The following is a 14,378-nucleotide window of genomic DNA, read 5'->3' on the forward strand; positions in this document are numbered from 1 at the left end:
CCGTGCACGTACGTCGCCTTGCGCTGACAGACTTCCGATCCTGGCCGCGGGTCGAACTCGACCTGGAGCCCGGCCGCACTGTCTTCGTCGGACCGAACGGCTTCGGCAAGACGAATCTCATCGAGGCGCTGTGGTATTCGTCGACCCTCGGGTCGCACCGGGTCGCGACCGACGCGCCGCTGATCCGCGCCGGCGCCGACCGCGCGATCATCTCGACGATCGTCGTGAGCGAGGGACGTGAGCTCGCGGTGGATCTCGACATCACCTCGGGCCGGGCGAACAAGGCGCGGCTGAACCGCTCCCCCGTCCGCTCGGCGCGCGAGATCCTCGGCGTCCTGCGCGCCGTGCTGTTCGCGCCGGAAGATCTCGCCCTGGTCCGTGGTGATCCCGGTGATCGCCGGCGCTACCTCGACGAACTGGCCACCACGAGGCGCCCGCGGATCGCCGGTGTGCGCGCCGATTACGACAAGGTGGTGCGGCAGCGGACCGCACTCCTCAAAACCGCCTCGGGTGCCCGTTTCCGCGGGGACCGCGGCGCGCTGGACACCCTCGACGTGTGGGATGGCCACCTGGCTTCCCATGGGGCGCAACTCATTTCGGCACGGATCGAGCTCGTCAACGAACTCGCCCCCGAAGTGGAGAAGGCCTACCAGCTGTTGGCACCGTCGTCGCGCCCGGCGGCGATCCGGTACCGCAGCGGTGTCGAGGTGGTGGAGGCCGAGGCGGCCGCCGGCAACGCCGATGTGGAGGTGCTGGAGGCCGCACTGCTGGATGCGCTGAGCCGGCGCCGCGACGCCGAACTCGAGCGCGGCGTGTGTCTTGTCGGACCCCACCGGGATGATCTGGATCTACGGCTGGGTGACCAGCCGACCAAAGGCTTTGCCAGTCATGGTGAATCGTGGTCGATGGCGCTGGCGTTGCGGCTGGCCGCCTACGAACTGTTGCGCAAAGAGGGGAGCGATCCGGTGCTGCTGCTCGACGACGTGTTCGCCGAACTCGACACCGCGCGCCGCGAGGCGCTCGCCCAGGTGGCCGCCACCGCCGAGCAGGTGCTGGTGACCGCGGCCGTGCACGATGACATCCCCGCCGATTGGGACGCGCGACGCGTCGAGATCACCATGCGCGAAGACGATGCGGGCCGCGTCTCCGAGGTGCTTCGATGAGCGACGGCGACGAACCGATCGAGCCGCCGGCGCATCTCGCCGGCTTGAAGGGGATGGATCTGGTGCGCCGGGCACTGGAGGAAGCCCGGGGAGCCGCTCGCGAGCAGGGCAAGAACGTGGGCCGCGGCCGGACGTCTCCGGCGCCGCGCCGCACGGGTCCAGCCGCCAACCGGCGCCGCTGGTCCGGGCCGGGCCCCGACAGCAGGGATCCCCAACCGTTCGGGGCCGCCAGTAGTGAGGTCGCCCGCAGCCGGGGCTGGTCCGGCCGGGTGGCCGAGGGGGCGGTGTTCGGACGCTGGCGCGAGGTCGTCGGCGACCAGATCGCCGACCACGCCGCACCCGCGTCACTGAATGACGGTGTGCTCACGGTGTCGGCGGAATCGACGGCGTGGGCGACACAACTGCGGATGGTGCAGGCTCAGCTGCTGGCCAAGATCGCCGCGGCGGTCGGAGACGGCGTCGTGACCTCGCTGAAGATCGTCGGACCCGCCGGTCCGTCCTGGCGCAAGGGTCCCTACCGGGTGCCGGGCCGGGGTCCGCGCGACACCTACGGATGAGCCGGCGGACCGTTGTCTGAGAGCCGCCAGAACGCGATCACCGAGTTTCCGAAGCGTCAAGACCTATCTTCTGCCGCAAAAATCGGCGCACGGCGCGATTAGGTATCTCAAAACGCGGTTCCTGAATCGGTCCTGACGGCACGTTTCGGTAGACTGTGACGGTGATCCGCGAGGGGGTCGTCGGATCCCCCTGCAGGCCCTCGCCTGCCCAAGACCCAAGGAGACGCGTCCAACGTGGCTGCCCAGAAGAACAATGCTCCGAGTGAGTACGGCGCCGACTCGATCAAGGTCCTCGAAGGTCTGGAAGCGGTCCGCAAGCGCCCGGGCATGTACATCGGGTCCACCGGCGAGCGTGGCCTGCACCATCTGATCTGGGAGGTCGTGGACAACGCCGTCGACGAGGCGATGGCCGGCTTCGCCACCAAGGTGGATGTGCGGATCCTCGAGGACGGCGGAGTACAGGTCACCGACGACGGCCGCGGCATTCCCGTCGCGATGCACTCCACCGGCATCCCCACCATCGATGTCGTGATGACGGTGCTGCACGCCGGCGGCAAGTTCGAAGAGGGCGCCTACCAGGTGTCCGGCGGTCTGCACGGCGTGGGTGTGTCCGTGGTGAACGCGTTGTCGACACGGCTCGAGGCCGATGTCCGCAAGGACGGCTACGAATGGTTCCAGACCTATGACCGCTCGGTGCCGGGGACGCTCCGGCAGGGCGAGAAGACCAAGGGCACCGGCACCACGATCCGGTTCTGGGCCGACCCGGACATCTTCGAGACCACCAACTACGACTTCGAGACGATCGCGCGCCGACTGCAGGAGATGGCCTTCCTGAACAAGGGCCTGACCATTGAGCTCACCGACGAGCGGGTGGCGCCGGAAGAGGTCGTGGACGACGTCGTCAGCGACCACGCCGAGGCGCCGAAGTCCGCCGAGGAGAAGGCGGCCGAGCAGTCCGCGCCGCAGAAGGTCAAGCACCGGGTGTTCCACTACCCCGGCGGTCTGGTCGATTTCGTCAAGCACATCAACCGCACCAAGACCGCGATCCAGCCCAGCGTCATCGACTTCGACGGTAAGGGCCCCGGTCACGAGGTCGAGATCGCGATGCAGTGGAACGCGGGTTACTCCGAGTCGGTGCACACTTTCGCGAACACGATCAACACCCACGAGGGCGGCACGCACGAAGAGGGCTTCCGCGCGGCGCTCACGTCCGTGGTGAACAAATACGCCAAGGACAAGAAGCTCCTCAAGGAGAAGGATCCGAACCTCACCGGTGACGACATCCGCGAGGGCCTGGCCGCGGTCATCTCGGTGAAGGTGTCCCAGCCGCAGTTCGAGGGCCAGACCAAGACCAAGCTGGGCAACACCGAGGTCAAGTCCTTCGTCCAGAAGATCTGCAACGAGCAGCTCACCCACTGGTTCGAGGCCAATCCGGCCGAGGCGAAAACCGTTGTGAACAAGGCTGTCTCGTCGGCGCAGGCCCGGATGGCGGCGCGCAAGGCGCGCGAGCTGGTGCGGCGCAAGAGCGCCACCGACATCGGCGGGCTGCCCGGCAAGCTGGCCGACTGCCGCTCGACCGATCCGAGCAAGTCGGAACTGTATGTGGTGGAGGGTGACTCGGCCGGCGGTTCGGCCAAGAGCGGCCGGGACTCGATGTTCCAGGCGATCCTCCCGCTGCGCGGCAAGATCATCAACGTCGAGAAGGCCCGCATCGATCGCGTGCTGAAGAACACCGAAGTCCAGGCGATCATCACCGCACTGGGCACCGGTATCCACGACGAGTTCGACATCTCGAAGCTGCGCTACCACAAGATCGTGCTGATGGCCGACGCCGACGTGGACGGCCAGCACATCTCGACGTTGCTGCTGACGCTGCTGTTCCGGTTCATGAAACCGCTGGTGGAGAACGGGCACATCTTCCTGGCGCAGCCCCCGCTTTACAAGCTCAAGTGGCAACGCACCGAGCCGGAATTCGCGTACTCCGACCGCGAGCGCGACGGGCTGCTCGAGGCGGGTCGCGCCGCCGGCAAGCGGATCAACGTCGAAGACGGCATCCAGCGCTACAAGGGTCTGGGCGAGATGGACGCCAAGGAGCTGTGGGAGACCACGATGGATCCGTCGGTGCGGGTATTGCGTCAGGTGACGCTCGACGACGCCGCGGCGGCCGACGAACTGTTCTCGATCCTGATGGGTGAAGACGTCGAAGCACGCCGCAGCTTCATCACCCGCAACGCCAAAGACGTTCGCTTCCTTGACGTTTAAGACGCTAGACGAGGCATAGGAAACTCATGACTGACACCACGCTGCCGCCGGGCGACGAGACCGGCGACCGCATCGAACCGGTCGACATCCAGCAGGAGATGCAGCGCAGCTACATCGATTACGCGATGAGCGTGATCGTGGGCCGCGCGCTGCCCGAGGTTCGGGACGGCCTCAAGCCGGTGCACCGCCGGGTGCTCTACGCGATGTTCGACTCCGGATTCCGGCCCGACCGCGGGCACGCGAAATCCGCACGCTCGGTAGCCGAGACGATGGGTAACTACCATCCGCACGGCGACTCGTCGATCTACGACACCCTGGTCCGGATGGCGCAGCCGTGGTCGCTGCGCTACCCGTTGGTCGACGGGCAGGGCAACTTCGGTTCGCCGGGCAACGATCCGCCGGCCGCGATGAGGTACACAGAGGCCCGGCTGACTCCGTTGGCGATGGAGATGCTGCGTGAAATCGACGAGGAGACAGTCGATTTCATCCCTAACTACGACGGCCGGGTGCAGGAGCCGACGGTTCTGCCGAGCCGGTTCCCGAACCTGCTCGCCAACGGATCGGGCGGTATCGCGGTCGGCATGGCGACCAACATGCCGCCGCACAACCTGCGCGAGCTCGCCGAGGCGGTCTACTGGTGCCTCGACAACCACGAGGCCGACGAGGAGGCCACGCTCACCGCGGTGTGCGAGCGGGTCAAGGGGCCCGACTTCCCCACGTACGGCTTGATCGTCGGCTCACAAGGGATTGCGGACACCTACACCACCGGGCGCGGCTCCATCCGCATGCGTGGCGTGGTGGAGATCGAGGAGGACTCCCGCGGGCGAACCTCGCTGGTGATCACCGAGTTGCCCTACCAGGTCAACCACGACAACTTCATCACCTCGATCGCCGACCAGGTGCGCGACGGCAAGCTCGGCGGCATCTCCAACATCGAGGACCAGAGCAGCGACCGCGTCGGGCTGCGCATCGTCGTCGAGGTCAAGCGTGACGCGGTGGCCAAGGTCGTGCTCAACAACCTCTACAAGCACACCCAGTTGCAGACCAGCTTCGGTGCCAACATGCTGTCGATTGTCGACGGCGTTCCCCGTACGCTGCGCCTCGACCAGCTGATCCGCCACTACGTCAACCATCAGCTCGACGTCATCGTCCGGCGCACCCGATACCGGTTGCGCAAGGCCAACGAGCGGGCGCACATCCTGCGCGGTCTGGTCAAGGCCCTCGACGCGCTCGACGAGGTCATCGCGTTGATCCGCGCGTCGGCGACGGTGGAAGTCGCGCGGACCGGCCTGATCGAGTTGCTCGACATCGACGAGATCCAGGCCCAGGCGATCCTGGACATGCAGCTGCGTCGCTTGGCCGCCCTCGAGCGTCAGCGGATCGTCGACGACCTGGCCAAGATCGAGGCCGAGATCGCCGACCTCGAGGACATTCTGGCCAAGCCGGAACGGCAGCGCGCCATCGTGCGCGACGAGCTCAAGGAGATCGTCGACAAGTACGGCGACGATCGGCGCACCCGCATCATCGCCGCGGACGGCGAGGTGGCCGACGAGGACCTGATCGCCCGCGAGGACGTCGTCGTCACGATCACCGAGACCGGCTATGCCAAGCGCACCAAGACCGACCTGTACCGCAGCCAGAAGCGCGGCGGCAAGGGCGTGCAGGGCGCCGGGCTCAAGCAGGACGACATCGTCAACCACTTCTTCGTCTGCTCCACCCACGACTGGATCCTGTTCTTCACCACTCAGGGCCGGGTGTACCGCGCGAAGGCCTACGACCTGCCGGAGGCGTCGCGCACCGCACGCGGTCAGCACGTCGCGAACCTGCTGGCCTTCCAGCCCGAGGAACGCATCGCCCAGGTCATCCAGATCAAGGGCTACGAGGACGCGCCGTACCTGGTGCTCGCCACCCGTAACGGCCTGGTGAAGAAGTCGCGTCTGGTCGACTTCGACTCCAACCGGTCCGGCGGCATCGTCGCGGTGAACCTGCGCGACGGTGACGAGCTCGTCGGCGCCGTGCTGTGCTCGAGCGAGGACGATCTGCTGTTGGTGTCGGCCAACGGCCAGTCGATCCGGTTCTCGGCCACCGATGAGGCGCTGCGCCCGATGGGTCGCGCCACCTCCGGTGTGCAGGGCATGCGGTTCAACGGCGACGACGCGCTGCTGTCCCTGAATGTGGTCCGGCCCGATACGTATCTGCTGGTGGCGACGTCGGGTGGTTATGCCAAGCGCACGGCCATCGACGAGTACCCGGTGCAGGGCCGCGGCGGCAAGGGGGTGCTGACCATCATGTTCGACAAGCGTCGTGGCACTCTTGTCGGTGCGTTGATCGTCGACGACGACACCGAGTTGTACGCCATCACCTCAGGTGGGGGCGTCATCCGGACCGCCGCGCGACAGGTTCGCAAGGCCGGCCGCCAGACCAAGGGCGTCCGGTTGATGAATCTCGGTGAGGGCGACACCCTGATCGCGATCGCACGCAACGCCGAAGAGGGCGACGGTACCGACGAGGTCGACACCGACATCGGTGAAGAGCCGACGACGGAGCAGTGAGGAGCGGTCTGTGAGCTCACCGAACGAGCCGGGACACCCGCGCGCGGGTGACGCGTCCGGTGCCACCGGCAACGGGTCACCGGCTGCGCCGGCGCCGGTGCCCAGCGCGGCTCCGCCCCAGGGGCCCGCTCACGGCGCCGAGCACGCTGACGTGCCGCCATGGCAGCGGGGTCCCGCGGCCCGGGCCCGCCAGCAGCAGGCCCCGGACGCGCAGGGCGGGCTCGACGCCCGGCTGAACCGCTTCATCTCCGGCGGCCAGGACACCGAGTCGGCGCCGCGCGGCGACCGCACCGAGGTGCTTCGCCCCGAGGGCAACCGTCCCGAAGGCAACCGTCCGGAGGGCAACCGTCCGGAACCGCCGACGCGGACCGAGGCACACCGTCCCGAAGCCCCGACCCGCACCGAGAACACCGGCGGCGCGGCGTACAAGAGCGAGCTGCCCGACCTGTCGGGTCCGCCCCGGACGGCGCAGCAGCGTAAGCCGGCGGAGCGTCAGACGTCCGAGCCGCCCGCCCGTCCCGCACAGAAGGCCGCCGCCGGCCGGGCCGTGCAGGTCGGTCCGCGGCAGCACACCGGGCCGGTCCGCGCGAGCATGCAGATCCGCCGGGTGGATCCGTGGAGCGCGCTGAAAGTGTCGCTGGTGCTGTCGGTGGCACTGTTCTTCGTGTGGATGATCGCGGTCGCGTTCCTGTACCTGGTGCTCGGCGGCATGGGCGTCTGGAGCAAGCTCAACAGCAACGTCGGCGACCTGCTGACCAGCGCCAGCGGCAGCTCGGGCGGCGAGCTGGTGTCCAGCGGCACGATCTTCGGGGGTGCCGCCCTTATCGGCCTGGTCAACATCGTTCTGCTGACCGCGGCGGCGACGATCGGGGCGTTCATCTACAACCTCACCACCGACCTCGTGGGCGGTGTCGAGGTCACTCTGGCCGACCGCGACTGAGCTGGTTTGGGAGTCGGGTTGTCCGTGCGGTAATCTCGCTGCTCGGCCATGCGGTTGCACGGGGCTATAGCTCAGGCGGTTAGAGCGCTTCGCTGATAACGAAGAGGTCGGAGGTTCGAGTCCTCCTAGCCCCACGGAAAGGTACACATCGATGAAGGTGGTGCTGCTGCTCGCGGCGGGCATCGCCGCGGCCGCCGGGTTCGTGGTCTGGCGGACCCAGCACAGCCCCGAGGTGTGGCACACACTCGCCGATGCGCCTTCCTGACGAGGGGCCTTAGCTCAGTTGGTAGAGCGCTGCCTTTGCAAGGCAGATGTCAGGAGTTCGAATCTCCTAGGCTCCACAATTACACCAGCAGCTGTCCGCGCGCTGTCAGTCCGCTGAGACCCCGCCTCGCCATCGCCGCGAACCGCCCGCACCGAACGCCTCGGCGGTGGACAATCATGCCCACCACTGCAGGTGAACGGTGACGAGGGTGAGATGTCGGTGGGCATGTCGACGAAACACCAAAGCGGCTTCACGCCGGCCCTCCGTCGCGCCACCGCCGACGACCACGCCTCGGTGGACGATCTCGTCGACCTCCCCCGCCTGGCCGAACGCGGGTACTACGCGGCGGTTCTCGGCGGGCTGATCGCGGCTGCCGAGGCCGTCGAGGCAACGTTGCCCCGAATCCCGCGCGCACTGTGGGTCGAGGGGCTGTCGCCCGCCGAGGTGTCCAAGCGCGCAGCGATCGATGCCGAGTCATCCTTCCTCGACACCCTGGGCGGATCCCGCCTCGACTCTCCGCGTGTCTGCGACATCGGCGGACAGCCGTTGACGACGCCAGGACGCGCCGCCATGGTGGGCCTGGTCTACGTCTACGTGGGTTCGGCTCTCGGCGGCTTGCATCTGCTGCGCGTCGCCCGAACCGCGTCGTGGTGGCAGATCGACCGCGAACAGTTGCTGCTCCGACCCTATGGCGATCATCTCCAGGCCCGCTGGCGCGCGGTGCTCAAGGCCGTGGATCACGTGGAAGCGAAGGAGGCGGACACCGCAATCGCGGCCGCGCGTGCCGGCTTCGACCTCCACCGGAGGGCGCTCGTCGCACATCTTTCGGCCGGTGGCCATCGATGACGAGCGACACACCGGAGGCGATGTGGAAGGTGGTCGGTCACGAAGGCTGCGAGACCGAACCCATCGACAAGCCCGACGCGATCCAGGCACACGGATGGCTCCTCGCGATCGACCTCGCGCGGCGGCGCGTCTCCCACGTGTCGTCGAACCTTCAGGCGCCGATCTGCGCGAAGCTGCGTGCGCCAGCGGTGCTCGGGACGACTGTCGAGGATGTCGCCCGCGCGCTCGAGCTGCCCACCGGCGCCACCCGATTCGAGGCGATCGACGGATGGCGATCCCACATGTTCTGGCTGACAACCGATCCCGTGGTGATCACCGCCCACACGACGGCTGACCACTACATCCTCGAGATCGAGCGTGACATCGCATCGATCGCCGAGGATCCGACCGCGATGATCAGCACGCTGCTGCAGGCGCCGAGCTGGCAGGTGTTCTCCGAGCAGACGGTCACGGCGCTGGGAGCGATGTTCGGCTATGCGCGCACCATGGCCTACACGTTCCATCCCGACTACCACGGCGAGGTGACCGCCGAGTACATCAACCGGCCCGACCTGGAGCCGTATCTCGGGCTGCACTATCCCGCGTCGGACATCCCCCCGCAGGCCCGTCGGTTGTACGTGGTGCAACTGGTGCGGGTCATCGAAGACGTCGACGGACCGACGGTCCATCTCCTGGGCTCGGCTCGCGGGGGCGGGCCGGCACCCGCTCTCGATCTCACCTTCGCTCAACGTCGCGCCGTCTCGCCGGTGCACCTGGAGTACATGCGCAACATGGGTGTGGCTGCCACCGCCGCGGTGTCGGTTGTTCAGCGCGGACAGCTGACCGGCATGTTCGTCATGCACCACACCGAGCCCCGGGCACTCAGCCTGGGGGATCGCCAGGCTCTCAGCACCGTCAGCCGTATCGCCTCATTCGTCGCAGCGACGATGGACGAGAAGAGCTTTGGCGCCCGGCGCGCTCAGGTGACATCACTTGCGGAAGGACTTCGCCGCAATCTCACGGCCGGGGATGACGCCATCCACTGCATCCGTGCGGTTGGCGACGACATGATGAAGGCGGTGCAGGCGGACGGCTTCGCGGCCCGGTTGGGCAGAGAGGTGGTCCGCCTCGGTGAGGTGCCCCGGCAAGGGGCGATCGACGATCTGTTTCGCGAATCCGGTTCGACAGCAACGGGTCTCGTGCAGGTCACCGACCGCCTCGCCGTCGACATGCCGCAGCTCGCCACCGCTGACACGTGTGCAGGCGCCATCGTGTCCCGACTACCGGGCACCCCGGAGGGGTACCTCACCTGGTTCCGCCGTCCCTTCCTGGACACCGTCCGCTGGGGCGGAGAAGTGAACGCATTGGTTCGCAAGGACGAACACGGGCGCCTGCACCCGCGCGGATCGTTCAGCGAGTTCGTCGAGAACGTCACCGACCGCAGCCGCATGTGGTCCGAGCACGATCGGATCGCGGCTGACACTCTCTACCAGGCCGTGCATTCAGGTCTCAACGAGTGGGCCTATCGGCAGCTCGCGACCCAGGCGACCGTCGATCCGCTGACGGGCCTGGGCAACCGCCGCGCGCTGTCACTGGCCGTCGACAGTGAGATCCGATCCCCGCCCGCAGCGCGGCGTTTTGCGCTGCTGTTCCTCGACCTGGATCGCTTCAAGCAGATCAACGATGCGTACGGCCATCACAGGGGCGACTTGGTGCTGCAGGCCACCGCCGACCGGCTGGAGCGGGTGACGTTCTATCTGGTCGGACGGTCCGGCAGTGTGTTTCGCCTCGGGGGCGACGAATTCGTTGTGTTGCTTCGCGACAACTCGTCCGGTGAGGTTTCGCAGGTCGCCGAGGGGATCCTGGCGGCGTTCCGGGATCCGGTGATCGTGGAGGGCGTCACCATCGTGGTGAGTGTCAGCATCGGCGCCGTCACCGACAGCGATGCCGAAGGCGTCGCCGATGCCGGTGAACTCCTGCGGCGCGGAGACCTGGCGATGTACTCGGCCAAACGTGCCGGCGGGTCGCGAATCACGTTCTACCAGGAGGACTTCTCTCAGCGGGCGGTGCGTCGTTCGATGCTCGAGCAGCAGCTCTATCGGGCGCTCGCCAGCGACGAGCTCGTTCCGGCATTCCAACCCCTCGTCTCGTTGCGAACCGGCCAGATCATCGGCGCGGAGGCGCTGGCTCGATGGCGCCAGCCGGCCGGAGATGTCCTGCTGCCCGACGAATTCGTCCCTCTCGCCGAGGAGACAGGTCAGATCCGCCAGGTCGATCGACGGATCGCCGAGCGTGCGGTGGCGCAGTGCCTCGAGTTGTTGCGCGACAGGACCCGGGATTTCCACTTGGCCGTCAACGTCAGCGCGATGACGGTGGACACCGAGTACGTGACTTTCCTCGCGGACCTGATCGCGCACTACCACGTTCCGCCCGACCGGTTGACGATCGAGCTGACGGAGTCGGCGATTGTGCACGAAGCGGGCCGACTCCAATTGCTGCTCAATGCGATTCGGTCGCTCGGTATCACTGTGGCCATCGACGATTTCGGGATCGGCTACTCCTCGCTCGCTCATCTGCAGAATCTGCCGGTCGACATGGTCAAGTTGGACCGCACCTTCGTCCAGCGCCCGCGACGCGGCCACGACGTCGTCGCACGCTGGGCGATCCAGCTGGTGTTGGATCTCGGATTGCGCATGATCGCCGAGGGTGTCGAGACACAGCAGCAGGAAGAGATGTTGCTGTCACTGGGATACGACTGGGTGCAGGGCCACCGATACGGCCCACCGAAGTTCGGACCCCCGCCGACCGGTCCGTACGAAGTGCAGTAGCCGACTACTGAAGGTGTCGGCCCGGTGCGGGTGCACACTGCGGTTCATCACGTAGCGCTCGCACGTCAGGGGCGATGTCGCTGCTTGCCGGGGATGGAGGACCGCGATGAGCTCAGCGACGCGCACGGCAGCCGAGTGCGGCAGACACCTCAGCCTGGCGGGAGCGCTCGCGGTCGGTCTCGGCATCGGCGCGGGAGTGATCGCCGGACCGTGGACGGCATCAGCCGCACCCGCAGATGCCGGCACGTCATCGGTGTCGGACGCGGCATCGCAGCCGGACCGCGGCCCGTCCGCTGTCCCCCGCACCTCCGGCCGAGACCGCCGCGACCCTGCCGATTCACCGGGCGCGCGTCGACGTGCGAACCGCTCGGACGGCGACGCCGACGTCCGACCACGGTGGCGTCCGTTCCGAGCGGCAGACACGCAAACGACCTCGAACGAGACGGCACTGGTGAATCTTTCGCAGCGCCGACCGACTCGGGCGCAGACTCCGGCCGCGGACACCGACCCGTCGAACACCAGATCACCCGACGTCCCCGCGGACGGCCCGACCGCGTTCACCCTGCTGGCGCTCTCGCGACGGGATACGGAGGAATCAGCAAACGCAGTGGGACGCAACGGGGTGCGACCCCCAGTCGCCGAACGCGTCATCGCGACCGGCGGGTCGACCGATCCTGTACCTGCCGACACCATCACGGCGCCCGCCGTGGAGCCCCCGGTCTTCACCGGGAGACCGTCGGGTCTGTCGAGAACCCTGAGCGCTGTGTTCGGGACGGTGGGCAAGATCGGGACTCTGGTGCACGTCGATCTGACGATCCCGGTCCTCGGGCTGCTCCAGAGCGACCATCCACCGCGGCGGACGAGGCGCGGGCTGACCGTGGAGCGCACGGAGTTCGACGGAATGCCGGTCTGGACCATGCAGTCCACTCGGTCGACTTCCGACGAGGCCGTCGTGGCTGTCCACGGCGGCGCGTTGGTCCTGCAGCCGACAGTGTTCAACTGGCTGTTCTACAGCGCGATGGCCCGCAAGACCGGCGCAACGGTGGTCGTGCCGCTGTACCCGTTGGTGCCGACGGGAACGGCACGCGAGGTCGTGCCCGCGGTGGCCGACCTGATCACCGCTCAGATCGAACAGCGGGGCGCCGACAACGTCAGCGTCTTCGGCGACTCGTCCGGAGGCAACATCAGCTTGGTCGCGGTGCAGGAGCTGGTACGTCGCGGCGAGGCGGTGCCATCGAGAATGGTGCTCAGTGCACCCGCCGTCGACAGCACACTGAGCAACCCGGCCATCCCGCTCGTTGACGATCCCATCTTCACGCCTGAAGTCCTCGAGGATGTCCGGTCGTACACCAACCTGTGGGCCGACGGTCTGGACCTCGCGGATCCGCTGCTCAGCCCTCTGTTCGGGTCGGTGGAGGGCCTGCCGCCGACCACGATCTATGCCGGTAGCCGCGATGTGGTCGCACCGGACATTCTGCTGCTCCGGGAGAGGGCCGCGATGACGCCCGGCGCCGACTTCACCTTTGTTCTGCGCGAGGGCGAGCCCCACGACTGGGCGATCTTGACGATCCTGCGCGAGGCCAGGGCCGTCCTCCCCGACATCTACCGGCAGTTGGGCATTGCCTGAGCGCGGTGCTCAACACTCGACGACGTTGAGCGCCAGTCCCCCGCGTGAGGTCTCCTTGTACTTGTCGGCCATGTCGGCCCCCGTGTCGCGCATCGTCTTGATCGCGGTGTCGAGGCTGACGTGATGCGTGCCGTCGCCGAACAACGCCATCCGCGCGGCGGTGATCGCCTTCACCGATGCGACCGCGTTGCGCTCGATGCACGGGATCTGCACCAGTCCCCCCACCGGATCGCACGTCAGCCCCAGGTTGTGTTCGATGCCGATCTCGGCGGCGTTCTCCACCTGTGCCGGTGACCCGCCCTGCACCGCGGCCAGGCCGGCCGCGGCCATCGAGCACGCCGACCCGACCTCGCCCTGACAGCCGACCTCGGCCCCCGAGATCGATGCGTTCGCCTTGAACAGCTGTCCGATCGCCGCGGCCGTCAGCAGGAACTCGACGACGCCGTCGTCGTCGGCATTCGGGACGAACCGCCAGTAGTAGTGCAGCACAGCCGGAATGATCCCGGCCGCGCCGTTCGTCGGCGCCGTCACCACCCGGCCGCCGGCGGCGTTCTCCTCGTTGACCGCCAGCGCGTACACCGTCACCCAGTCCATCGCGAACAGCGGATCGGTCGGATCTGCCTCCAGCGCCGTGGCCAGCGCCGCGGCCCGTCGACGCACGTGCAGCACGCCTGGCAGTGTGCCCCCGGTGGTGAGGCCGTGGGCCACGCACTCGCGCATGGTCGCCCAGATGTGCAGCAGACCCTCCCGCAGGCGGGGTCCGTTGCCCAGGGCCTCCTCGTTGGCGACGACGAGATCGGCGATCCGGCAACGGTTTTCCTCGGCCAGCGCGACGAGCTCGGCCGCCGTTCGGAACGGGTACGGCACGGCGACGTCGTCGGCGGCCGGCGTCGCCGCCTCGTCCTCGTCGACGACGAACCCGCCGCCGACGGAGTAGTACACGTGCCGGTCCACCTCGGTGCCGTCGGCGCGCACGGCGTGGAAGACCATGCCGTTGCTGTGAAAAGCCATGGCCTGCAGCATCATCACGATGTCGAACTCGATCGGCCGCTCCCCCACCAACAGGAGGCGACCCTCCTGCTCGATCGCGGCGACCCGCTCCCGCGCCGCGGCCGGATCGATCGACTCCGGCTGTGCCCCCTCGAGTCCGAGCATCACCGCACCCGGGGTGCCGTGTCCCGCGCCGGTCGCGCCCAGCGAACCGAAGAGTTCGACGCGCACCCGGGCGACCTCGTCGAGCGATCCGCGCAGCCGTTCGGCGAAGCGGTGCGCCGCGCGCATGGGCCCTACGGTGTGTGAACTCGACGGCCCGATACCGATCGAGAACAGGTCGAACACCGAGACGGCCATGATCCGACC

9 protein-coding genes and 2 tRNA genes are annotated in these 14,378 nt (G+C 67.8%); 10 read left to right on the forward strand and 1 reads right to left on the reverse strand.

Annotated elements, in window-relative coordinates; all coding sequences use genetic code 11:
• Window positions 1–2: 2 nt before the first annotated feature.
• From recF to MCHLDSM_RS35140, 10 genes are all read left to right on the forward strand, one after another.
• Window positions 3–1,163, forward strand: coding sequence for a DNA replication/repair protein RecF (gene recF, locus MCHLDSM_RS25365; RefSeq protein ID WP_048472516.1), 1,161 nt, complete (start codon window positions 3–5; stop codon window positions 1,161–1,163).
• The gene (locus tag MCHLDSM_RS25370; RefSeq protein ID WP_048472517.1) at window positions 1,160–1,720 is read left to right on the forward strand and encodes a DUF721 family protein; all 561 of its coding nucleotides are present in this window, start codon (window positions 1,160–1,162) and stop codon (window positions 1,718–1,720) included. Before recF ends, MCHLDSM_RS25370 begins: the two co-directional genes overlap by 4 nt.
• A gap of 234 nt (window positions 1,721–1,954) precedes the next feature.
• On the forward strand, window positions 1,955–3,982 hold the full coding sequence (gyrB, locus tag MCHLDSM_RS25375) for a DNA topoisomerase (ATP-hydrolyzing) subunit B (protein WP_048472518.1): 2,028 nt from the start codon (window positions 1,955–1,957) through the stop codon (window positions 3,980–3,982).
• Window positions 3,983–4,008: 26 nt separating this feature from the next.
• Window positions 4,009–6,534, forward strand: coding sequence for a DNA gyrase subunit A (gene gyrA / locus MCHLDSM_RS25380; protein ID WP_048472519.1), 2,526 nt, complete (start codon window positions 4,009–4,011; stop codon window positions 6,532–6,534).
• A gap of 10 nt (window positions 6,535–6,544) precedes the next feature.
• Window positions 6,545–7,474: a DUF3566 domain-containing protein gene (locus MCHLDSM_RS25385; protein ID WP_048472520.1), complete on the forward strand. Its 930-nt coding sequence runs from the start codon at window positions 6,545–6,547 to the stop codon at window positions 7,472–7,474.
• 60 nt (window positions 7,475–7,534) lie between these two features.
• A tRNA-Ile gene (locus tag MCHLDSM_RS25390) sits at window positions 7,535–7,608 on the forward strand.
• A 134-nt stretch (window positions 7,609–7,742) separates the two neighbouring features.
• Window positions 7,743–7,815: transfer RNA gene (locus tag MCHLDSM_RS25395), tRNA-Ala, on the forward strand.
• Window positions 7,816–7,952: 137 nt separating this feature from the next.
• Entirely contained in the window at window positions 7,953–8,585 is a 633-nt protein-coding gene (locus MCHLDSM_RS25400; protein WP_131722691.1) for a heme oxygenase-like domain-containing protein, read from the forward strand.
• Window positions 8,582–11,392 (forward strand): EAL domain-containing protein, encoded by a 2,811-nt coding sequence (locus tag MCHLDSM_RS35135; protein ID WP_060937607.1) that lies wholly within the window; start codon window positions 8,582–8,584, stop codon window positions 11,390–11,392. Before MCHLDSM_RS25400 ends, MCHLDSM_RS35135 begins: the two co-directional genes overlap by 4 nt.
• 451 nt (window positions 11,393–11,843) lie before the next feature.
• On the forward strand, window positions 11,844–13,019 hold the full coding sequence (locus MCHLDSM_RS35140; RefSeq protein WP_131722692.1) for an alpha/beta hydrolase fold domain-containing protein: 1,176 nt from the start codon (window positions 11,844–11,846) through the stop codon (window positions 13,017–13,019).
• Between the two features lie 9 nt (window positions 13,020–13,028).
• Here the strand turns inward: MCHLDSM_RS35140 and MCHLDSM_RS25415 are convergent, their stop codons facing one another.
• Entirely contained in the window at window positions 13,029–14,369 is a 1,341-nt protein-coding gene (locus MCHLDSM_RS25415) for an L-serine ammonia-lyase (protein ID WP_048472522.1), read from the reverse strand.
• Between the last annotated feature and the right edge of the window lie 9 nt (window positions 14,370–14,378).

The sequence above is a fragment of the Mycolicibacterium chlorophenolicum genome (genome assembly GCF_001044235.1).
Taxonomy (GTDB): Bacteria; Actinomycetota; Actinomycetes; order Mycobacteriales; family Mycobacteriaceae; genus Mycobacterium; species Mycobacterium chlorophenolicum.

What these genes read in the sequence shown, in the direction of transcription:
- MCHLDSM_RS25415 (WP_048472522.1), bottom strand. Translation starts at nt 14,369, where the DNA reads ATGGCCGTCTCGGTGTTCGACCTGTTCTCGATCGGTATCGGGCCGTCG.
- MCHLDSM_RS25370 (WP_048472517.1), top strand. Translation starts at nt 1,160, where the DNA reads ATGAGCGACGGCGACGAACCGATCGAGCCGCCGGCGCATCTCGCCGGC.
- MCHLDSM_RS35135 (WP_060937607.1), top strand. Translation starts at nt 8,582, where the DNA reads ATGACGAGCGACACACCGGAGGCGATGTGGAAGGTGGTCGGTCACGAA.
- gyrA (WP_048472519.1), top strand. Translation starts at nt 4,009, where the DNA reads ATGACTGACACCACGCTGCCGCCGGGCGACGAGACCGGCGACCGCATC.
- MCHLDSM_RS25400 (WP_131722691.1), top strand. Translation starts at nt 7,953, where the DNA reads ATGTCGGTGGGCATGTCGACGAAACACCAAAGCGGCTTCACGCCGGCC.